The following is a 21,715-nucleotide window of genomic DNA, read 5'->3' on the forward strand; positions in this document are numbered from 1 at the left end:
AGCGAACAGGAGAAATTTATGCGCCCCGAGATACGGAAGATCGTGACCTATGATGAAGAAGTTCTCATCGAAGGTTTCAAAGAAACACAACAACCTTGGCGCATGTTCGCTGTTGCCGCAGTTGTCAAAAACCCTTGGGCAGGGCGGTTTGTTGAGGACCTGAAACCCGAAATACAGGCTTATGGCCCTGTTTTGGGAGAGATGATAACCAACCGGATGATCGCTCTGGCCGGCGGCGGAGATGCGATCGAAGCTTATGGCAAAGCCGCCGTGGTTGGTCTGAACGGCGAGGTCGAGCATGCCTCGGGACTGATTCATACGCTGCGCTTCGGCAATTTTTATCGTGAGGCGGTCGGCGCGAAATCTTATCTGGCGTTTACCAATACACGCGGAACGGCCAATGCACCTATCATGGTTCCACTGATGGACAAAAACGATGCTGGCCGGCGATCACACTACCTCACCATCCAATTCTCGATCCCTGATGCTCCGCGGGATGACGAGATCGTGGTGGTGCTGGGAGCAGCTACCGGTGGACGCCCCCATCATAGGATTGGAGATCGCTATCAGGACTTGAAGGATTTGGGCCATGATCTGGACAACCCGGCCGCGGTCTGATTTCGGACGTCTCCGCGCGATCCGCCAAGGTGATGGTCCTGCGGTTCTGTTGATACATGGTGTCGGGCTTCGGGCCGAAGCGTGGAACGCGCAACTGGACACCTTGTCGTCAATGTTCCGTGTAACCGCAGTGGACATGCCGGGCCATGGCGCGAGCGCCTTGCCAGCCGGAGCACAAGACCTCCGGAGTTATACAGATACGATTGCATCCGGCCTGGATACACCGGCAATCGTCATTGGTCATTCCATGGGGGCCATGATCGCATTGGATTTGGCCGCGCGACATAAGGGAAAGGTGCTGGGTGTGGCGGCGCTGAATGCCATATTCAATCGAAGTGATACAGCCGCCAAAGCCGTAAAAGCGCGCGCATCTCTTTTGGACACGGAAACAGGCGCTGACCCGACGCCTACCCTGGCCCGTTGGTTCGGTGATGCAGATGTCATCGAGAAAGAGGTTTGCAGAAATTGGCTCACAAACGTCGACCCGATGGCCTACCGCAGAGCCTACAGCATATTTGCGCATGAAAATGGCCCAGATATCGACACGCTCTCTGCGCTGACCTGCCCCGCACTTTTCCTGACGGGGAGCGCCGAACCCAATTCGACACCCGAGATGTCTGAAACCATGGCCTCGCTTACCCCGAAAGGAAAAGCCCAAATAATCACAGGTGCTGCGCACATGATGCCCATGACACATGCAGCCGAAGTCAATTCTGCGCTGCTGGAATTTGCTAGAAAGTCAGCTCATGGCAGAGATTGATCCCCGCACCCTACGCAGCGCGTTTGGCCGTTTCATGACCGGCGTGACCGTGGTGACCTGCCGCGCAAATGACGGAACGCTTTGCGGTTTCACCGCCAATTCCTTTTCGTCGGTCTCGCTTGACCCGCCTCTGCTTCTGGTTTGTCCGGGTCGGTTTCTGTCGACCTTTGACCAGTTCTCGAACTGCAGTCACTTCGCCATTAGTATTCTGGCCGAGGGGCAGCAAGAAGTATCCAATACATTCGCCAGTTTCACCGGAGATCGTTTCGCCGCGGTCCCCCATACGCTCGATCTGAACGGCATTCCGTTGATCGATGGGGCTATTGCTCAGTTTTCTTGCAGCACATGGCAATCCTTGCCTGCAGGGGACCACCAAATCCTGATCGGAGAAGTGCAAGCGTTCACTGAATCCGACGCCCTTGGGCTTGGATATACCGGCGGGCAGTATTTCAGCCTTGGCCTCGAACGCGCCGCGATGGACCGGAATGGTGGCACAACAACTTGTGGCGCAATTATTAACTCAAACGACTGCGTTTTGCTGGAACTCACTGACGATGGATACCGACCGCCTCAGATCAGCCTAAGCGACAATGGCAATCTGCGGCAGGACCTGACCGACGCCCTCGCATTGCAGGGAAGCCCCGTCGAGCTTGGCCCGGTTTATTCTGTCTATGACGATGCGCAAAGCCAGACCCACCATGTTTACTTTCTGGCCCAAAGTGGCGTGCAAACCGGACAATCTTCGTTGCAACCCATCCCAACCGCTACCCTGCCGACCCTCTCATACACGACCTCCGCGATTGCCGACATGATGCTGCGGTATGCGCTCGAATCCCGCACGAACAGCTTTGGGTTTTACCTTGGCAATGCGGATCGCGGCGATGTTCATAGCTTGATTGAAAGGAACTGATCCATGGATTTTTCGCTTTTTGCGCACATGGAACGCATGACCCCTGATCAAAGCCAGGAAAATCTTCACAGCGATTTCATCGAGCTGTGCAAAATGGCCGATGACGCCAGAATGCGCGCGGTCTGGACGGGTGAGCATCATGGAATGGATTTCACCATTTCCCCTAACCCTTTGTTGGAACTGGTCAACCTCGCCAATCACACCAACCATGTGAAACTTGGGACCGGTACAGTCATCGCCCCTTTCTGGCACCCCATCAAACTGGCAGGCGAAGCTGCATCGGCGGACCTGATTACAGGTGGCCGGATCGAGCTTGGCATCGCGCGCGGTGCTTACTCTTATGAATACGAACGTCTCATGCCGGGTATGGACGCGTGGGAGGCCGGGCAACGCATGCGCGAATTGGTGCCCCTGATCCCCAAACTATGGGCTGGCGATTGTGCACATGAAGGAGAGTTCTTTCAGTTTCCCGCAACGACCTCTGCGCCGAAACCTGTTCAGAAAGACGGGCCTCCGATCTGGATCGCCGCGCGTGATCCCAACAGCCATGAATTTGGCGTTCACAACGGATTTAACATCCAGGTCACCCCACTCTGGCAAGGGATGGAAGAGATTGAGAGTCTGGTCGGCCGTTTCAATGACGCTTGTGAAGGGTATGCTGGGCCACGCCCCAAAATCATGCTCTTGCACCACACATATGTCGGAAAAGATGCAGCCGATGTAGATTTAGCTGCACAAGAGTTGTCGCGGTTTTATTGCTATTTTGGTGCATGGTTCCAGAACAAGCGGCCAGTGAAACAGGGTTTGATCCAACAACTGACCGCAGAAGAAATCGCTGCCAACACGCTGATGGCCCCGGAAAACCTGCGGCGTGATCTGACGGTCGGAACCGCAACTGAGGTGATTGATCAGATTAAACGCTACGAAGATTTAGGGTATGATGAGTTCTCATTCTGGATCGACAGCGGCATGAGTTTTGAGCGTAAGCGCGCCTCGCTTGCCCGCTTTATCGACGACGTCATGCCAGCATTCCAGTGAGGGAAGAGATGGACCAGAAACCACATTACCAGCTTTTCATCGACGGGGAATTTACCGACGGTGCCCAAGGGCAAACCATGTCCTCGGAAAACCCCGCCACCGGAACACATTGGGCCACCTTTGCCTGTGCGGCACCCGACGATGTTGATTGCGCGATCAGTGCCGCTCGCCGGGCCCTCAACGACCCTGCATGGCGCGACATGACCCAAACTCAGCGTGGCAAGCTGTTGTATCGTCTGGCAGAATTGATCGAGGAGCATGCCGAACAGATCGGCCGCATCGAAACTACCGACAGCGGCAAGCTGCTGGCTGAGACTGCGGCGCAATCCGCCTATGTCGGGGATTACTATCGCTATTATGCGGGACTGGCAGACAAGATCGAAGGTGCGGTTCTGCCCATTGATAAACCCGACATGCATGCGTTTACCCAGCGCGAGCCGATCGGCGTTGTGGTCGCGATCGTCCCCTGGAACGCACAAATGTTCCTGACCGCAACCAAGTTGGGACCGGCCCTGGCTGCGGGCTGTGCAGTTGTACTAAAAGCCTCAGAAATCGCTCCTGCGCCTCTGCTTGAATTTGCCCGTCTCATTAAAGAAGCCGGGTTTCCGCCTGGCGTTGTATCGGTCCTCACTGGTGATGCCGAAAACTGCGCCATACCCTTGACGCGCCATCCGGATGTAGACCGTATTGCCTTTACCGGCGGGCCGGAAACCGCGCGTCATGTCGTTCGCAACTCGGCCGAAAATTTCGCGGTTACCTCGCTTGAGCTTGGGGGAAAATCCCCGATGGTCGTTTTTGATGACGCTGATCTCGATGGTGCCGCGAATGGATTGATTGCAGGGAATTTTGGCGCATCAGGGCAAAGCTGTGTGGCTGGTAGTCGTGGGCTTGTCCACCGCCCGGTATTTGAAAAGATCGTATCTCTGATTGAATCCAAAATGGAGGGCGTCACTGTCGGCGATCCTCTTGCGCCCGATACGCAAATCGGACCTCTTTGTACGTCAGCGCAGATACAGAAAATAGAGGCCGCGCTAAATGCCGCCCGTTCCGCGGGCGCGCGAATCCGTTTTGGTGGAAGCAGGTTGGAGCGCGCTGGCAACTATATGGCGCCGACGCTTGTGGAATGCCCCAATACCGACATCGAGACCCTGAAGGTTGAGATGTTTGGCCCGGTTATGTCCTTGATCCCGTTTGATACGGAAGAGGAAGCCATCGCAATCGCCAATGAAACGCCATATGGGCTCGGCGCGGGGGTATTCACCCAAAACGTCGCCCGTGCACATCGTGTGTCAGGACGGCTCAAAGCAGGGATTTGCTGGGTGAACACGTATCGCGCAGTCTCTCCCATTGCCCCATTTGGTGGGTTCAATCAGTCCGGCTATGGGCGAGAGGCCGGGATTGACGTGGTTTATGACTACACGAGAACCAAAACCACCTGGATCAATACGTCAGATGCGGCAATGGCCAATCCATTCACCATGCGCTGACATTTATATGAACTGGAATTTTTTGAGCCAACTTCTGACGGATTGGTGACGGAATAGGCACCGCTTACAGCGATGATTTCGATCCAAATCCAGAAAAATCTACAGAAGCTTATCTGGGTCGATGCTGTTAGACACCGAGGTAACGTGTAAGGATCGTCTGATCTTCAGCGACATCTGCGGGTTGGACAGTCACACGATCTTGGCCGTTTTCAATAAAGGAGATCCGGTCAGCAATCGACAAAACCGCATCGATACGCTGTTCCACAAGGACGATAGCGTAGCCTTCTGCTTTCATTTTAACCACGACTTGCCGGATCTGTTCGATCATTGAAGGCTGCAAGCCTTCGGTCGGTTCGTCCAAAAGCAATACCTTGGGGCGCAGGCATAACGCTCGGGCTGTGGCCAACATCTGCTGTTCGCCTCCTGAAAGTGTACCAGCGACTTGGCTCAGACGTTCCTTGAGCCGGGGAAAGAGTTCAAGCACCCAATCTCGTGTATCTGCACCTTCACCCCGTGCCAAAAGGCCCATTTCGATGTTCTCTGAAACCGTAAGCTCAGGAAAAAGCCGCCGTCCCTGCGGGATATAGCCCATTCCGCGTTGTGGCACGAGGTGTGCAGGCAGGCCGCTGAGGCGTTCACCATCCAAGATGACCTCACCTTGGCTCAGCGGTAGTTGCCCCATGATTGCTTTCAGCAATGTCGTTTTGCCCGCCCCGTTGCGGCCCATCAGGCAATGAATTTCCCCTGCACTGACGGTCAACGACACGCCAAACAGCACTTTTACCTTGCCATAGCCGGTGTGGATATTCTGGACCTCAAACATCGGCGGGCGCCCCCAAATAGGCGGATTGCACGGCAGCGTTCGCGCGAATTTCGTCAAAGCTACCCGAGGCCAAAAGGCGACCCTGATCCAGCACTGCAACATGATCGGCGGTTTCAGCGACCACCCGCATATTGTGCTCGATCAGCAGGATCGTAGTTTCTTCGGCCATCGTCCGCATGAGCGCCACAAACGCTTCAACTTCACCTTCGGCCAGACCTTGGGTCGGCTCGTCAAGGATGAAAAGTTTGGGATCCTGCGCCAGTCCCATGGCAATTTCAAGAACCCGTTGATGGCCATAACTGAGGTCCGAAGCAACCTGGCCAGCGCGATCCTTCAATCCAATTCTATCCAGCACAGTAGCCGTCTTTTCAGCATGGGCTACTTTGTCATGCGCAAGCCTGCGGCCGGCAGCAAGGGCGACGTTGTCTTCAACCGTCAGTCCGGGAAAGATCGAAGTGATTTGGAACGTATAGGCCATGCCGAGTTGCATGCGTTTATGTGCGGGCAGTTGGCTGATGTCCCGGCCTTCGAATGAAACGCTGCCGCGGGTTGGTGGAGTCCGCCCGCTAACCATTCCAACAAATGTCGACTTACCCGCGCCGTTGGGCCCTATCAACGCTGTAATTGCATTCCTTCGCAGAGAGAAATCTATGTCAGTATTGGCCTGGAGCCCGCCATAGATCTTGGTCAGGCCTTTGGTCTCAAGGATATTTACGGCAACCATGACACAGCTCTCTTGCGTATTGTGCCCGCAATACCTTGGGGGGCGAACAGGGTCAGCAGAACCAAAGCAACACCGGCAACAAGCATATATGCGTTGGTGAAACTGCTGGAAATGTCAATCAGATAGAACATGAAGATGACACCGATGAGAGGTCCGATCGTGGTTCCGGCCCCGCCCAGCAAGACCCACAGTAGCGGGAAGATAGAATAATGCACCGCGGCAAAGCTTGCACCGACATAGCCGAACAGCATCGCGTAGGCGGCGCCTGCGACACCTGAAAACAGGCCAGATACAACCAGCGCAGCAAGTTTCAGCCGCCCTACGTCATATCCCAACATCCGGGCTCGCTCTTCGTTTTCCCGTATGGCAACCAGTCGCTTTCCAAATGGGCTTTGCACCAAACGCGCCATGGCGAGAAAGCAGATGGCGAAAAGGGTAAATGCAGCGAAGTAACGTGCCGTTTCCGTTGTCAGGTCAATCCCAGCGAGGTTGCGTTGGGCCTGTTGAATGATGAAGCCTTCGTCACCGCGCGTGTATTCTCCGAAATACAGGATCACGAGATAGAAGGTTTGAGCAAACATCAGCGTCACGATCATGAACGCGACACCGATGGTACGCAGCGCCAATAAGCCTACGCCCAGCGCCAACAATCCCGCAGCAAGGACGCCAACTGCAAAAGCTGGCAGCACTGACAGTCCGCCGAAATTCATGCTCAGCCCAAACCCGTACATTCCGGCGGCAAAGAACATGGCGTGGCCAAGGCTCAGCAGGCCGGTATAGCCAAACAGCAGATTGAACCCGATGGCATAAATCGCAAGCACCATGATTCGCGAGAAGGCTCCGACGTGATAGGCGGGCAGCACGAAGAACAATGCGATAAGCACAAGTAAGGTGCCGAAATGCAAAGCGGTTGTTCTGGACACCGTCATCAGGCCGCCACCCGCCCCATCAAGCCTTGCGGCCTAAACACAAGCACCATTGCGACAAGGAAGGTCGCGATGATTTTGGCCAGAGTCGGCGAGAAAAAGACCGAGATAATGCCGTCGCTCATTCCGATCAGCACCGCTGCAATCACAGTGCCGGGCAAACTTCCGAGACCGCCGATGATTACCACGATAAACGCCAGCAACAATGGATCTCCGCCCATCAGATAATGGGCCTGCTGAATTGGAACCACCAACACAGCACCTAGTGCTGCCAGCCCTGCACCCAGGCCAAATACCCAAGAGTACACACGATTGACCGGCACCCCAAAGGCCTGAGCCATCTCGCGATCCTGCTGCGTTGCACGCATGATCAATCCGATCTTGGTGCGCGTCAGCACAAACCAAAGCATCCCCAACACGGAAATCGCCGCTATTATCACGAACAGCTTGTAGGTCGTCACGCTTAGCCCCCAGGGCCAGATCATTTGGAATCCATCTGCACCAAATTCGAACCAGGGCAGTGCCAAGCGAGTGTTGAACGGTGGCGCGACGGGCCGCGCCTCGGGTCCATACAGCATCAGCGTCGATTGCTGCACAATATAAAGTACGCCAATCGTGGCTACGATGGTCCGGTCCACGTCATAGTCGATCCGCTTTAGGATCAGCTGATCGACCCCCGCCGCAATGCAGCCGACCAAAACCGGCACTATAAGCAGGGCAGCCACGAAACCGAAACCAGCATGGCCGCCGATCAACGTGCTTACCGCCCAGGCAAATACCGCACCCAGCATGAAGAACTCGCCATGGGCGACATTCACAACGCGCATGACGCCGAACACAATGCTGAGCCCCATTGCCGTCAGCACAAGAATAGCCGAAATGACCGCCCCCTCGATGGAGGCGAGCATCAGGTGAGGCCCGAAGTCCATACCCAGTCTCGCTTTTGCCTAATGTCGGGATCAGAAGGATTGCGTGGTGTAATCCACCTCATCTTCATAAAGGCCATCCTCGATTGACGCGGTATGCACCACATCAAGACGGCCATCACCAACCTTTGAGATATACTGTTTGCCAAAGGTCTGATGGGTCTTGCCGTTAAAGACTTTTTCACCCTGCGGATGTTCGATGGATTCCGGCATGTCAGTCATCGCCTCGACCGCTTCGATCAGTTTGGAGCGATCTGCAGGCCCTTGGTAGTCCGCTGCTTCCATACCAGCTTTGATGATATGCATCGTTTCCCAACACCCGAACATATGAGCGTAAGTGGCAACATTGGCCGGGTCATCGATCGCAGCGCCACTGTCATTCACGCCAACTGCCGCACGATAGGCTGAGGCCGCCTCCGATTCGTTGGCTTGCTTATAGCGCGGCATGCCTTCCCAGAAATACGTGCCTTCGAGGAACTCAAGCCCGGGGCTTTGTATATCAACCGCTTCAAGGCTGTCGATAAAACCAAAAATCTCGGGTCGGCTGGGCCCGAAGAATTCGCCCATTTCCTTGACGAATGTCAGTACTGCCGGGCCCACCATCACATGATAGATCACTTCGGTTTCGCGCGGGATGCTTGGGAAATAGCGGGTAAAGGTTGTCTCGGTGGGCGGAATAGCAATCTTCGCAACAACTTCGCCCCCCTGCGCTTCAATCGCTTGCGAGAAAAAGTCGCGATGATCATGACCAAAAGCAAAGTCAGGATAAATCATCGTGACCTTCTTACCCAGATTGTCGGCGACGAAGGGTGCCATCGAAATAACCTGACTTTTCACATCAGTGATACCTGGTTGCAGCGTATAGCGATTCAGCATGCCGCTGGCGACATGGTGACCTTCGGAGACAACAAAATAAGGCAGTTTCAACTCGCCCGCGCGGGGCGCAGAGCCAATTACCACGTGGCTGAACAAGGTACCGAAAGCGACGTCTACCTCGTGTTGGTTGGCAAATTTTTCAAGCACTTCGGCCCCACGCCCAGGATCGGTTGCGTCGTCTTCAGTGATGATCTCGACCGGGCGACCATTGATGCCGCCCATTTCGTTGATGCGCGCAGCAGCGGCGTTAGTTGCCACGTCATACCAGCGGCCATATGCAGCGCCAATGCCAGTCGCGTGCTTTTGGAATCCGATTTTGATCGGCGCCGAACTTTGCGCTTGCGCAAAACCAAGAGAACCAGGCAACACCCCACCCGCGGCCAGAGCACTTGCACCGGCCCCGAGACCAAGCAGTGTACTACGGCGACTGATCTTTGAAGTCTTTGTCATGGCGTTCATCTCCTCTGTTGTTTTTAGGGCGATGTTTCGCCTCTCTTTTGTGATCAGTTTGTATGTATACTAACGAGTTGTCTACATTTTTTAGGCTCCGCGCGGGCTGGAAAGCAGCCACAGCCCGAAAATCGTATAGAAAATCATCAAGATAGACAGACCCAATTGCAACAGCAGAATGTCCCGGCGGGATGTGCAAAGAGCCTCAGCTGTCCTGTGGCACAAGATGACGGCCAAAACATGCGACAATACAACGACACCGGTCTGGGTGAGCCAGATGGTCTTCACAGTGTCTGGAACCGTCAGAAACCCGACCCTGACGGGGCGGCTGCCTAGTCCGAACAGATTCCAGCCAAGCGCGAAAGGATCGGCCAGTGTTGCGACTACAACCTGAATTTGAACCAGAAACGTCACGAAATAGTGGGCAAAATGATAGCCGATCGCAATCGGCAGCAAGGTGATGGAAAAGCGGATGAAGGCTATTTTGAAGGAAGCGGTCTCGTTCACCAGTACCGTTCCCAAGTAAACGGCGAGCGCAAAAATACACGTCAGCAGTAGCATACTGGTGTAGAGGCCAAGCGTCGTTGGCCAGATCATCGCGGTTCGCCCCGGATACTCCAAGGGATTGACCCCTAACTGATCTAGCCACCAGAAGGTCTCGTAGAGGCCATCGAAACTGCCGGATGCGAGAATAATTATTACAAAGGCCGCATGGCTTAGATCAAACTGATTACCGTGAAAGACTTGCCATCCCGGCACGCCAAATGCTGACCCGCGCACCGATCTGATTGTGCCGATCAGTGCGAACAAGACCGAAAAGCACTCGACCTGACCAAGCCAGGATTTGCGCCCAAAAAGGGTCATACCCAGTACTGTAAAACCCCAGTATCCAAGCGCGAAACTCGCAAGCCTGCCCGGATCGTTTGGTGCTGCATCGGCAAGAACAAAGCCCTGAAACGCCGCCATAAGAACAACAGCCGGCCAAATCGAAAGTTTTTTTGCAAGTGTCAGAGGTGCTTTGTGATCTGGGGCCAACAGACGGTGCAAGCCCGGCCAGGGATTAACCCATTTCCAGACATCGAAGATCAGCGCTTGCACCATGAAAAGCAACATCCACCATATGGTCCACAACACCAAAGGCATGAGGTTCGCTTGCGGGTCCGTTGGGCCCCTTAGACCAATCAGTATCAACAACATCAGACAAAGGGAGGCTGCGATCTGACCCCAGTTGCACCATCGGCCTCGACCGCGCTTGAGAGGCAATGTAATGGGCCGCAGTATAACCTCAATCTGCCCTGGTCTCAGGCAAACAAGCAGCAGGATTGTCGCAGCCACAGTCGCTGCACCACCAGTGATGTAGGCGGTGGTGGGCAAAAGAAGCACAAAACCCTGATCGGCGGCATGGGCAAAGGCTGGTCCAGCAACCATAGTGGCGCAAATTAACGCTAGAAATGACTTCACAATCAACTTCACTTCGTTAGCATACACACAAATTCTTGCAAGGAGGCAAGTCAGATGAGCAAACGCTGGTTCGCTGTGGCAGGTATCGCGGCCGCGTTGGGTTTCGCCTACATATTCGCAGGTACGCCGCAAACTGCTGTAAAGGTCAGCGACGGGCGCGCCGCGCCGATGGGGGCGTCGGGATCGCTGTTCATGGTCACTCTTAAGCTGCAAAATGACGGTGACCCTCGCATTCTTCAAAGCGTCACGTCGCCATCTGGAGCCCACACGTCATTAATGAACCCTGGCCATGACAAACCACTTGTAGTGCCTGGTGGCGATCCGGCGCAACTGGCAATGGACGGGGCCCATATCATGTTGCAAGTGCCCGACGGAAGCTTTCCCGAAGGCACTTATCATTCGCTGGCGCTCACGTTTGACGATGGCAGCGAGGTGGTGACTCGCATCCTGAATCCAGAGGCAACCGGCAGTATGACGTTAATGGACCACAGCAATGCCAACGGCATCGAAATCTCCCCTAGCCCGACGATCGCGCTGGTTCAGGACCCGCAGGTCAGCACTGACGGATTTGCTGTTCAAATTAGCGTTAAAAACTTCGAGTTTGTCCTTGTCGAGGACGGCACACCGCATATCGACGGTCAGGGTCACGCCCATATCTATCTGAACGGCCTGAAGCTTGGCCGACTTTACGAAAACAGCTTTCAAGTCGGAGCGCTGAAGCCCGGCGATTATGAATTAACTGTTGCGCTGAACTCTAACGACCACCGCCCTTATATGTCCGATGGCGCACCCATCTCGGTAACCTATAGATTTACACTATGATGCGGATTGCCTTTGGCAAGTGACAAGCCTTCAGTGAATCACAGAAAAGCAGAACACAAGCAGTTGTTCTTAATCGACAAAAGCACGCTCAACAACAAACGTGTCTGGTTTACTGTTCGATCCCTCGACCAGACCGAACTCCTCGAGTAGAGCCTTGGTATCTTTGAGCATATTCATTGAGCCGCAGATCATGCCCCGGTCGGTATCTGGCGAAATTGGGGGAACCTCTAGGTCTTCAAACAGTTTGCCATTGGTCATTAGATCGGTAGTGCGACCCATGAATGGATAGTCTTCGCGTGTGGTGGTGGCATAAAGGCTCAGGCCATGCGCAAACTCTCCGCACAACGGATCGTCTTTCACAGACGCAACCAGGTTCTTGCTATAGGTAAGTTCAGCGACTTCGCGGCAGGTATGGGTGACGATGACCTCTTCAAACTTCTCATAGGTCTCAGGATCTCGGATCAAACTGGCAAAGGGCGCAAATCCCGTACCTGTAGAAAACATCCAGAGCCGTTTGCCCGGCAACAACGCATCGTTCACCAAGGTGCCCGTTGGTTTTTTGCGCATCAATATGGTGTCACCTTCCTTGATCTTTTGCAGATGCTCGGTGAGCGGGCCGTCCGGAACTTTGATCGAATAAAACTCCAACTCCTCATCCCAACTGGGAGACGCCACAGAGTAGGCCCGGAACACAGGCTTCTCGGCATTTGGCAGGCCAATCATCACAAATTCACCGGACCGGAAGCGGAAAGATGCAGGCCGTGTCATACGGAACCGAAACAGCCGATCAGTATAGTGCTGCACTTCAGTTACGGTCTGGGCAAATACACCCGCCGGGATCGGGAACTTTGTCTCTTTGGAATCGAGCGCCATCAGATCACCTCCTCTTGCCACCAAGAAAGCGGCCAGATGCCCTAACCATGAGGCATTATTTGTCAACCACCTTTGTCAGGCCATTCATTTCATTAGTATACTAATGATTATGAGGCAATGGAATATCCTGTCAATTGATTTGTGAAGAATGCCTCTCGTCCCAGAATTATCTTGACGCATGCCCGCTAATTATATTCGTATACTAATGAATAGTGGGAGGATCTTATGGAAAAACTTGTCATAAAGAACATCGGCATGATCCTGTCAGGAAAAATGGAAGAACCGATTTTTGATGGCGATTGTCTGATTGCCATAGATGGTAAGATAGACGCATGGGGTAATGAAAAGGACCTCGATACCGACGGCGCTACCAGCATCGTAGACGCCCATGGTGTGACGCTTGGCCCCGGTCTGATCGACAGCCATGTGCACCCGGTGGTAGGTGACTACACGCCCCGTCAGCAACAACTCCACTGGATCGACTCCACTCTGAACGGCGGTGTGACCACAATGATCTCGGCCGGAGAGGTTCATATGCCGGGGCGACCTAAAGATGTGATCGGCCTTAAGGCGATGTCGATCGCGGCACAACGCTGGTATGAGAATTTTCGCCCCTCCGGTGTCAAGGTCCATGCCGGCGCCCCTGTCATCGAACATGGCATGGTCGAGGAGGATTTCGCCGAACTGGCCAACGCCGGAGTGAAATATCTGGGCGAAGTTGGTCTGGGTTCGGTAAAAGATGGCAAAACCGCAAACCAGATGGTCGAATGGGCCAGAAAACATGGGATTCAGTCCACGATCCACACGGGAGGCCCATCCATCCCCGGGTCCGGCCTCATCGACGCGGATATGGTGATCGAGACAGGTACCGACGTGATCGGGCACATCAACGGAGGTCATTCGGCGCTGCCGGATGATCAGATCATCTGCCTTTGTGAGACCTGCACCAAGCAAGCCTTTGAAATCGTTCATAACGGCAATGAGCGCGCCGCGGTGCTTACGGTGAATACCGCGCGCGAATTAGGCAAACTGGATCAGGTGATCTTGGGCACCGACGGGCCGGCAGGGTCAGGCGTACAGCCCCTTGGCATCCTAAGGATGATCGCCATGCTGTCGGCCTTTGGCAACGTCCCTGCTGAGATCGCTTTCTGCTTTGGCAACGGAAACACGGCACGGCAGCGAGATCTGGATGTGGGTCTTATTGAAAAGGGTCGTTGCGCCGATTTCGTCCTTCTGGACCAAGCGCAGCACGCGCCCGGAAAAAACATGCTTGAAAGCGTCGCGCAGGGGAATCTGCCGGGTGTCGGCATGACGATCATTGATGGCGTGATCTGCTCGGAACGTTCTCGCAACACACCGCCCGCACAACGCCTGCCGGAACGTATTCTGTAAACTCGATTTTCGGTGACTTGGGTTGTTTGGCGCAAAATGCGGGCAACGCGATCTTTGAAGGTCAGGTGATCTTTTTGAGCAATGCCAGAAGCGTCTTTTGCTCGGACTTCTTGAGAGGTGCGAGGGTTTCATGCGAAATCCCGAACCCGTCAGCGTATAGCTGTTCCATCAATTGCGCCCCCGCTTCGGTCAACGAGATGATCGAGCGGCGTTTGTCCCCGGGATCGGCAGTCGCCTGCAATAGTCCCTTAGCCTTCAACCGGTCGACCACGCCCTTGATCGTCGCAATGTCCATTGCCGCAAGTCGGCCCAGCTGGTTTTGCGACACCTCTTTCTTCTCGGCCACCCGGATCAGCGTGGCAAATTGCGTCGGCGTCAGATCTTTGGAAATTCGGTTCTGAAAGATGATCGAATGGCGCTGACTGGCCAGCCGCAAAAGATATCCGACCTGGTCTTCAAGATGGTAGGGATCAACGCTGTTTGACATAAGTGCTCCTAACGAAGCCCGTCTTTGCCTTCTGCTTCATCGTGGGTCAAGCCACCGACACGGGGTAATGGCCGCCCGCTGTCGGTCACAGCCACGGCCACCATGATTTCATTTGCACGCGGCGCATCGTTCAGCCGCACTTCGATGCCGTCAAAGTGGCTGCGCACATAGGCTGCGTCCTTGTGCCCAAGCGGTACATCAAGCACCTGACCGGGCGAACCCATCTTTTTCGAAGACGGCACCAAGGCGGCCCCTTTTTCCACTTCTTTACGCAACGGCGCGCCCAACTTGGGATGGAGGATCGCAGCGGCATGTTCCAACTCGCCATTTTCGCCGACCATGGCCGACTTGCCATAGCTCTCTGCCTGCTCTGGTGTGATGCCAAGGGCTTCTACGCATTTGCGACCCAACAGCGTTCCCAGCTCTGCACCGATCTCCATCAATGCGCTTAAGTCCTCAGTATAGGTGCCCGCAAACGGGTTCTCGATTACTGCAACGGCGACGGCCTTGCGGGTGGCCGGGTCGATCTTTCGTCCGATTTCGGAATGCGTTTCTTCGATGTTTACAGCGATCTTGCGAATCTTAGCTCTCATCTCAGGCCGTCCTCTCCTTTGATATCCTTGGCTGCCAGGCCGCCAGCGCGGTCGTGGATGCGTGGTCCCGTGCTCATGACCAGAATGACGGCCATTTCATGAGCTTTGGGCGCGTCGTTCAGGCCGACCTCCATACTGTCAAAATGGCTTCGAACGTAAGAGGCATTTATATGGGTGATCGGCACATCGAGCCGCCCGCCAACGCCCGTGACTTTCTTGGTAGAGGGTACGATCGCGTTGGAATCATTGAGAAGTTCGCGCATAGCGTACCCCCCCGGAGCGTGCCACAGGGCGCCATGTTCCAGCTCACCCGCCTCACCTATCAATGCGCCTTTGCCATAGCCTTCAATCTTGTCCGCCCCGCCCAGCATCTCAACCAATCGCCTCGCCATCTGCAAACCAAGTGGCTTGAGGTCCTCCATGAACCACTGAATATCAGGCTCGTAACGCCCGGCAAATGGGTTCTCGATGATCGCAATCGCCGCCGCCCGACGCAGAGGGTTCGCCGGGGCCGGGCCACCTTCGTGGAAAATCTCTTCGACAGAATAGGCTGTTTTCCGGACATTAAGCTGGGACATGTTGTATCTCTTGTTGGAACGAAAATGCGTGTGCACCGGTTGTGACAGATCGGCCATGGAGGAACAAACCCGCAGACGCGATCCGTCCCAGGGCCTGAAACGACGTCGCGCGGTTGAGACCACGGGCCAAAGCGCGTTCACAATCCTCGGCTGACAAAACACCACAGCTAACAGTGACCGGCAACTCCCCCAAATCACTGTTCTCGTCGATATCGCAAGCGGCGCGACGTGTGATCGATGGATGACCCGGCAGGTCCACCGCATTGGCGATGAGTGTTGCCGCAACGTCAGCCTCAGCGGCCGATGAGGCGAGCACCGTCACGCTGTCCGCAATGCCCAGAGACAGGCTGCGCCCATGGCGACCAGAGGTCGCAATACCCCCGATACGATCCTTGTCCGCAACTTCAATCCGACCCAATTCGCCGCCGTCATGGGCTTGGATCGAGGTTTTGAAGCTCGTTCCTGGGGTCAGATACAGAGCGATATCTCCACCGTTATTGACATAAGCGCGCGTGATATTCGCGCTTTGGGTCATTGCCGCAAGCACCTCATCCGCAATGCTTCCAGCCACGGCGGCCATCCGTGTGACGTACCCCACATCAGTCAACGGCAGACACGCGTCATGCATTCGACGCGCAACTGTGCCGTTGGGACGTTTTGTTAGCGGAGACAGCATCGCCCGGAGGTCCGGCAGTTCCTCAACAATTTCGGCAATGATCGTTTCGAACCGCTTTGCTGCGGCCCGGTACGCCTGATCCCGATCCCCTTCCACCCAAACAATCAGATCACTGGGGCCATGCTGCAGATGCAGCCGTTGGCCATCGGGCAAAAGGCGCGCGCGCGGCCTCATTCTGCGTCCGCCTTCCAGTTGTAATTTCCAAGATCCATCGGATCCCCGGCATTAGGTTTTTGTCGTACGTGGCGAGCCTGATCCGAATTGATGTCACTGACGCGGCGCATGTGGTCCACATGTCCGCCCAGAGCAGCGTAATCTCTGACACGCAAGGTAAACTCGATGGGGGCGACAAGCGCGGGAGTTGGAACATAGCCAAAAGAATTCGTGGGCATATCCAACACATCTACCATCACAGTGATCCCGCCTCCGGGCCACACATAGGCATCTGCACCACCACAAGACACATGGGTCAGCGCGTCCTTAACCGATTTGGTCAGGCGCACGGGGTTCTCAGTAACGCCCGCGCGCAGCGATCCCCCTGCCCCACCCATGAACAGCACTGAACAAACCGAAGGTTCGCAGTTTTCCGCAATCAGCGCAGCTGAAGCCGCCAGTTTCGCGGGTACGTCCCGCAGCTGCGGGACAAGATCGGCGTCGAGTTCATAGTATGAAAACTGCTCACCCGTTGTGGACACCATAAACAGCCGCAAGCCTTCCCATGCTGTTTTGGGGTTGAAGGGGCCAAGGATCGCAAGAGGGTCCTCGATATCTGTCCCGCCCCAACCGGTGCCGGGCTCAGCCACTTGGAAGTATCGCCCAGGCGTCGAGCGCCGTCCTTTGATCTTGATCCCCGTTGCTGGGACATCAAGCTGCTTGCCGGTCTCGTGCTCGCTAAGCACTCCGGTGATGTGGTCATCCACCACCACGACGTCGTCGACATGACCGATCCACTGTTTCGGGAACATGCCTATCGTGGCAGAACCGCAGCCTACGCGCATCAAGCTTTCTGTCACACCGTTGATGATAGGTGGTTTTCCCGCCTCAACCACAACTTCGGTGGCGTGATCCTCTTCGCCAATGACCATCGTGACAGGTTCTCGGTTGCACAGCCGCAGCAGCGCGTCACAGGTTACGCGGCCTTCTTTCTTGCTACCACCTGTGAGGTGTTCGACACCACCCAAGGATAGCATCTTTGAGCCATATTCAGAGGTCATGACATGGCCGATCGGTTCCCCGTCGACGCGCACCACGTCTCGCTCATGGCCGATGTGGCGATCAGTGTCGATCTTCACCTTCACACCGCAATAGCTAAAGATACCCTCGGTCACGACGGTGACCATATCGACGCCTTCGACCTCTTGGCTGGCGATAAAAGGCGCGGGCTTGTAGTCGGGATAAGTGGTTCCCGCTCCTACAGCTGTCACAAACTGACGCTCACCTTTGAAGATATCGCCATCCCATTCCTCTGTCGCGCCCTCGCCCATGAACGGAACGAGGTCTTGGCCGCTTTGGATGATGGTCAACGGATCAAGCCGAACCAGCTCGCCACCGTGGTTGGCATAACGGTCGCAGGCGCCCGAATTGCCCTCTGCGATATAGCACATCACCGGGCAGGCGTCGCAGCGGATCTTTTCTGGCTTCGCTACATCCGTCATCAGGTTACACTCTTCTTGAGGGTTGCATGGACGACGCTGGGGATTGCCGGTCCCTTGAACAATCGTACCCCTGTTGCATGTTTGATTGCGTTCAGGATCGCCGGTGCCGTTGGGATCAAAACATGCTCTCCCAGACCCTTGGCTCCATAAGGTCCATGCGCGTCGGCTTCTTCGATGATAATGGTCTCAATCGGAGGGATGTCACCGAATGTCGGGATCAGATAGTCATGCAGGTTCTCGGTCCGGCCCGGGATGTATTCCTCCATTAGCGCCATCCCCAGACCCTGAGCAATACCGCCATGGACCTGTCCTTCGACCAGCATCGGGTTGATGGCCTGACCGACATCATGAGCCGCGATGAATTTCACTGGCGTGACTGTGCCCAGCGCGGTATCCACTTCGACAACAGCCAGATGCGCAGCATAGCCGAATTGGGCGTAAGGATGCCCCTGCCCATTTTTATCCAAGGGCTTTGTCGGCGGATCATAGCTTTCTTCGGCGCGAAGAACATACCCATCCGAGTCCGCTTCTAGAGCCGAAAGATCCAGCACACGAGCCCCCCCGGCATCAGTCGCCTGAATTTCCCCGGCGCTGAACTCCAAGGCAGCATCTTCGGCAACGTTCAGACGCTCCAGTATCATGGCCCGCAATGCCTCACCCGACAGCCGCGCCGCATTGCCCGAGACAAAAGTCTGGCGCGAAGCCGAGGTTTTGCCCGCATCGGGTGTCACATCCGTATCCGCTCCGACAAGCGTAATCTGACCCACCTCGGCCCCAAGTGCGGTGGCAAAAATCTGGGTGATGACGGTATTGGCCCCCTGACCGATATCCATCGCGCCTTGATGCAGCACCACCGTGCCATCAGCGCGAATGCCGCATTTGATGGCCGATGGGTTGGGCAAAGACGTGTTGCCACAGCCATACCATCCGCTGGCGATACCCACACCGCGTTTTACAGCGTCATTTTGTGCGTTGAATGCCTCAACACCTGCGCGCTCTTCCGTCCAGGCAAACCGCAATGCCTCAAGGCAGGCCTTGATCCCGACCCCCTGGTCAAACACATGTCCGCACACGGTCGGCACACCATTATCCAAAGCGTTGAGAACACGGAACTCCAGCGCATCCATTCCCAGCTTCTCAGCCAGATCGTCGAAAAGACATTCTTGTGCAATGGCTGCCTGAGGCACACCAAAGCCGCGAAACGCCCCCGACGGCGGGTTGTTGGTATGCACACCCTTGGCCTGCGCGATGTAGTCAGCGACGCGGTACGGTCCCGAAGCATGGACCGGCACCCTGTTCGCCACTGTCGGGCCCCAACTGGCATAAGCCCCCGTGTCAAAGCGGCCACAAAAGTCAAAGCCGCAGAGGTTGCCCGTCTTATCAGCACCGATCCTAAGCGTGATGTCTGAGGGGTGCCGCTTGGTCGAACATTGCATGGATTCAGTACGCGTGTAGCAAAGCCGCACGCGCTTGCCTGTCTTCAGTGCCGCGAGCGCCAGATAGGGCTGTACACTCATATCCAACTTGGAACCGAAACCGCCTCCGGTGGCCGTTGGCACAACGCGTATGTCCGACCGGTCAAGCCCCAGAACACGCTCGAGCCCTTCGAGATCCATAACCGGGGCTTGCGTGCAGGCATGCACCTCAACGCGACCGTTCACGACTTCGGCGAAACCGGCTTCAGGTTCGATATAGGCGTGCTCGACAAAGCCGCTTTCAAACCGGCCTTCCACGATTACATGCGCGCGTCCTAGGGCCGCATTTGGATCGCCACAGGTCACAAACCCTGTGCACATCACGTTATTTTCCCGCCCGTGATGAAGTTGATCAGCTTTCTGGTCTTCGGCCGCATCCATGTCTTGTAAGGCGGGCAGTTCGGTCCAGGTAATCGGCACCATTTCCGGATCGATCGCACGAAGCACATCCCGAGCACCAATCAGGGCCGCGACAGCCTCTCCCCTGAAACGCGTTTCCCGCTCGGCAAAGACGGGTTGGTCTTCAAATCCGGGTATCACGCCAAAGTTGTTCTGGCCCTTCACGTCTTCCGCAGTCAGTACCGCGTCCAGTCCAGCCGCCTGCGCGAACCCTTCGAGGTCACCGATTTCAAAGACCGCCCGGGCATGGGGGGAGCGAATGACCAAAATCTCAAGGCACCCCACGGGTGCAATATCATCGCCGTACTTGACGGTAGCCGAAACTTTTTCGATCCCATCCAAATGCTGAACCGCATCGCCCACCTTACCTGCTGTCGCGATAGCAACCGAGGGCGCACCCATCACCGCATCGATGATTTTGCGATAACCTGTACAGCGACATAGCACACCCCCCAACGCATCCTGCACTTGCGCCTCGGTGGGCTCGGGCACGTCCCGCAGCAGCGCAACGGCAGATACCATCATGCCGGGCGTACAGATCCCGCATTGCGCCGCGCCATGATCCAGAAAGCTCTGCGCCAGCTTGGCTGCCACGGGGTCATTGGCATGTAATCCTTGCACAGTTTCGACCTCGCGCCCCGCAACCTGATGTGCTGGGGTCAGACAGGCGCAAACGGGCTCACCCTCAATCAGCACAGTACACGCACCGCAATCCCCAGCATCACAGCCAATCTTTACATCGCGTTGACCCAACCCTTCGCGCAGAACTTCGGACAGTCGTTGGCCGGGGAAAAGCATTGGGGCAGCTTCACGTCCATTCAAACGAAATGGGGTCGGGGTGTCTGAAAGCGCTTTGTTCATCACGAAACCGCCTTGTGAATTGCACGCTGAATTTGATGACGCACTGCATCAAGCCGATACGAACTTGTCCCTCGGACATCATCGATCGGCGTTAATGCTGCGACATCAATCGGAGAAATCCCGACATCAGCGGGATCCTGACCGATCAGGCCCGCCTCTAACGCCGTAAGCCGTTGCGCTACAGCGGAACAGGACCCAACTGCGATGCGAGCCTCGGCTATTCTTCCCTTTGCATCCAAAAGAACATTTGCCGCTGTCATGGCAATAGAAATGACCAAATAGCGACGGCTCCCTAATTTTTCAAAACCAGACGTCATGCCAGCATGGGGTTTCGGCACGATGATCGCTGTTACCAGTTCGTCATCCATTAACGCTGTTTGCCGCACACCCCTGATAAATGCCTCGAGGGGAAGAACACGCTTTCCCTTTGCTGCACTGGCCAGCTCAACCTCAGCATTCAATGCAAGCAGAGGTGGAACACCATCGGCGGCGGGAGAGGCGTTGCAAATGTTTCCGACAACCGTACCTGCATTTTGAATTTGCAGGCTTCCGACCTCGCGCGCCGCCTGCTTCAAGGCATCAAAGGCCCGAGGAAGATCAGTTCTAACAACATCCGACCATGTGACGGCTGCACCAATTCTTGTGCCCCCTTCAGATTGCGTGATGTCCGAAAACCCATCTATTCTTGTTACATCTAACAGATTTTCGGGATGCTGGCCTGCTTTCAACGCCGGATAGAAATCTGTCCCACCTGCAATAATGCGGACCCCAGCCTGCTTAAGAATGCCCAGCGCATCAGGCAACAAGCTTGGTTGTGAGTAGGCCATGCACATATCCACTTTCATTAGCACACTAATGATAAGTGTGGACGTTTGCCAGAGTCAACAGAACTGTCCTGAGAACAC

Annotated in this window: 21 protein-coding genes; 7 read left to right on the plus strand and 14 right to left on the minus strand. The window is 55.5% G+C overall.

Annotation, left to right across the window (positions count from 1 at the left end):
• The first annotated feature begins 18 nt into the window (after window positions 1-18).
• The 5 genes from AC2FI7_RS07265 to AC2FI7_RS07285 are packed head-to-tail and all read left to right on the plus strand — an operon-like array spanning window position 19 to window position 4,813.
• Complete coding sequence (locus tag AC2FI7_RS07265; protein ID WP_319546719.1) at window positions 19-618, plus strand: amino acid synthesis family protein; 600 nt, start codon at window positions 19-21, stop codon at window positions 616-618.
• Complete coding sequence (locus AC2FI7_RS07270) at window positions 590-1,378, plus strand: alpha/beta fold hydrolase (RefSeq protein ID WP_319546718.1); 789 nt, start codon at window positions 590-592, stop codon at window positions 1,376-1,378. The genes AC2FI7_RS07265 and AC2FI7_RS07270 overlap by 29 nt, the downstream gene beginning before the upstream one ends.
• Window positions 1,365-2,288, plus strand: coding sequence for a flavin reductase family protein (locus tag AC2FI7_RS07275; RefSeq protein ID WP_496815670.1), 924 nt, complete (start codon window positions 1,365-1,367; stop codon window positions 2,286-2,288). The genes AC2FI7_RS07270 and AC2FI7_RS07275 overlap by 14 nt, the downstream gene beginning before the upstream one ends.
• 3 nt (window positions 2,289-2,291) lie before the next feature.
• Window positions 2,292-3,326: an LLM class flavin-dependent oxidoreductase gene (locus tag AC2FI7_RS07280; RefSeq protein WP_010442631.1), complete on the plus strand. Its 1,035-nt coding sequence runs from the start codon at window positions 2,292-2,294 to the stop codon at window positions 3,324-3,326.
• A gap of 8 nt (window positions 3,327-3,334) precedes the next feature.
• Window positions 3,335-4,813 carry an aldehyde dehydrogenase gene (locus AC2FI7_RS07285; protein WP_010442632.1) on the plus strand — a complete coding sequence of 493 codons (1,479 nt, stop codon included), beginning with the start codon at window positions 3,335-3,337 and terminating at the stop codon, window positions 4,811-4,813.
• 127 nt (window positions 4,814-4,940) lie between these two features.
• On the opposite strand, the gene AC2FI7_RS07290 is transcribed toward AC2FI7_RS07285, so the two are convergent.
• The 6 genes from AC2FI7_RS07290 to AC2FI7_RS07315 form a co-directional block, all read right to left on the minus strand.
• Entirely contained in the window at window positions 4,941-5,636 is a 696-nt protein-coding gene (locus tag AC2FI7_RS07290) for an ABC transporter ATP-binding protein (RefSeq protein WP_496815669.1), read from the minus strand.
• Window positions 5,629-6,360 (minus strand): ABC transporter ATP-binding protein, encoded by a 732-nt coding sequence (locus AC2FI7_RS07295; protein ID WP_010442634.1) that lies wholly within the window; start codon window positions 6,358-6,360, stop codon window positions 5,629-5,631. The genes AC2FI7_RS07290 and AC2FI7_RS07295 overlap by 8 nt, the downstream gene beginning before the upstream one ends.
• Window positions 6,348-7,289 carry a branched-chain amino acid ABC transporter permease gene (locus AC2FI7_RS07300; RefSeq protein ID WP_010442635.1) on the minus strand — a complete coding sequence of 314 codons (942 nt, stop codon included), beginning with the start codon at window positions 7,287-7,289 and terminating at the stop codon, window positions 6,348-6,350. Before AC2FI7_RS07300 ends, AC2FI7_RS07295 begins: the two co-directional genes overlap by 13 nt.
• Complete coding sequence (locus AC2FI7_RS07305) at window positions 7,289-8,215, minus strand: branched-chain amino acid ABC transporter permease (protein ID WP_010442636.1); 927 nt, start codon at window positions 8,213-8,215, stop codon at window positions 7,289-7,291. Before AC2FI7_RS07305 ends, AC2FI7_RS07300 begins: the two co-directional genes overlap by 1 nt.
• Window positions 8,216-8,245: 30 nt before the next feature.
• A complete protein-coding gene (locus AC2FI7_RS07310) occupies window positions 8,246-9,538 on the minus strand; it encodes an ABC transporter substrate-binding protein (protein WP_010442637.1) in 1,293 nt (430 codons plus the stop codon).
• A 90-nt stretch (window positions 9,539-9,628) separates the two neighbouring features.
• Entirely contained in the window at window positions 9,629-10,966 is a 1,338-nt protein-coding gene (locus AC2FI7_RS07315; protein ID WP_496815667.1) for a hypothetical protein, read from the minus strand.
• Between the two features lie 87 nt (window positions 10,967-11,053).
• Here AC2FI7_RS07315 and AC2FI7_RS07320 point away from each other — a divergent pair, with 87 nt between their 5' ends.
• Complete coding sequence (locus tag AC2FI7_RS07320) at window positions 11,054-11,821, plus strand: copper chaperone PCu(A)C (RefSeq protein ID WP_010442639.1); 768 nt, start codon at window positions 11,054-11,056, stop codon at window positions 11,819-11,821.
• 69 nt (window positions 11,822-11,890) lie between these two features.
• Here the strand turns inward: AC2FI7_RS07320 and AC2FI7_RS07325 are convergent, their stop codons facing one another.
• The gene (locus tag AC2FI7_RS07325; RefSeq protein ID WP_010442640.1) at window positions 11,891-12,694 is read right to left on the minus strand and encodes a ferredoxin--NADP reductase; all 804 of its coding nucleotides are present in this window, start codon (window positions 12,692-12,694) and stop codon (window positions 11,891-11,893) included.
• 225 nt (window positions 12,695-12,919) lie between these two features.
• On the opposite strand from AC2FI7_RS07325, the gene AC2FI7_RS07330 reads away from it, so the two are divergent.
• Entirely contained in the window at window positions 12,920-14,086 is a 1,167-nt protein-coding gene (locus tag AC2FI7_RS07330) for an amidohydrolase family protein (protein ID WP_010442641.1), read from the plus strand.
• 61 nt (window positions 14,087-14,147) lie between these two features.
• Here AC2FI7_RS07330 and AC2FI7_RS07335 read toward each other — a convergent pair whose 3' ends face one another.
• Genes AC2FI7_RS07335 through AC2FI7_RS07365 form a run of 7 tightly spaced genes read right to left on the minus strand, consistent with a single transcriptional unit; the run spans window position 14,148 to window position 21,637 of the window.
• Window positions 14,148-14,573 carry a MarR family winged helix-turn-helix transcriptional regulator gene (locus AC2FI7_RS07335; RefSeq protein WP_010442642.1) on the minus strand — a complete coding sequence of 142 codons (426 nt, stop codon included), beginning with the start codon at window positions 14,571-14,573 and terminating at the stop codon, window positions 14,148-14,150.
• A gap of 8 nt (window positions 14,574-14,581) precedes the next feature.
• Window positions 14,582-15,166: an amino acid synthesis family protein gene (locus AC2FI7_RS07340; protein WP_010442643.1), complete on the minus strand. Its 585-nt coding sequence runs from the start codon at window positions 15,164-15,166 to the stop codon at window positions 14,582-14,584.
• Window positions 15,163-15,744: an amino acid synthesis family protein gene (locus AC2FI7_RS07345; RefSeq protein WP_496815666.1), complete on the minus strand. Its 582-nt coding sequence runs from the start codon at window positions 15,742-15,744 to the stop codon at window positions 15,163-15,165. The genes AC2FI7_RS07340 and AC2FI7_RS07345 overlap by 4 nt, the downstream gene beginning before the upstream one ends.
• Window positions 15,731-16,594 carry a UPF0280 family protein gene (locus tag AC2FI7_RS07350; RefSeq protein WP_010442645.1) on the minus strand — a complete coding sequence of 288 codons (864 nt, stop codon included), beginning with the start codon at window positions 16,592-16,594 and terminating at the stop codon, window positions 15,731-15,733. Before AC2FI7_RS07350 ends, AC2FI7_RS07345 begins: the two co-directional genes overlap by 14 nt.
• The gene (locus AC2FI7_RS07355) at window positions 16,591-18,075 is read right to left on the minus strand and encodes a hypothetical protein (protein ID WP_010442646.1); all 1,485 of its coding nucleotides are present in this window, start codon (window positions 18,073-18,075) and stop codon (window positions 16,591-16,593) included. The genes AC2FI7_RS07350 and AC2FI7_RS07355 overlap by 4 nt, the downstream gene beginning before the upstream one ends.
• Window positions 18,075-20,810, minus strand: a complete 2,736-nt coding sequence (locus tag AC2FI7_RS07360) for a molybdopterin-dependent oxidoreductase (protein WP_496815665.1) — start codon at window positions 20,808-20,810, stop codon at window positions 18,075-18,077. The genes AC2FI7_RS07355 and AC2FI7_RS07360 overlap by 1 nt, the downstream gene beginning before the upstream one ends.
• Window positions 20,810-21,637, minus strand: a complete 828-nt coding sequence (locus tag AC2FI7_RS07365) for an FAD binding domain-containing protein (protein WP_029622116.1) — start codon at window positions 21,635-21,637, stop codon at window positions 20,810-20,812. The genes AC2FI7_RS07360 and AC2FI7_RS07365 overlap by 1 nt, the downstream gene beginning before the upstream one ends.
• Between the last annotated feature and the right edge of the window lie 78 nt (window positions 21,638-21,715).

Source organism: Ruegeria sp. YTSA064 (genome assembly GCF_059610325.1).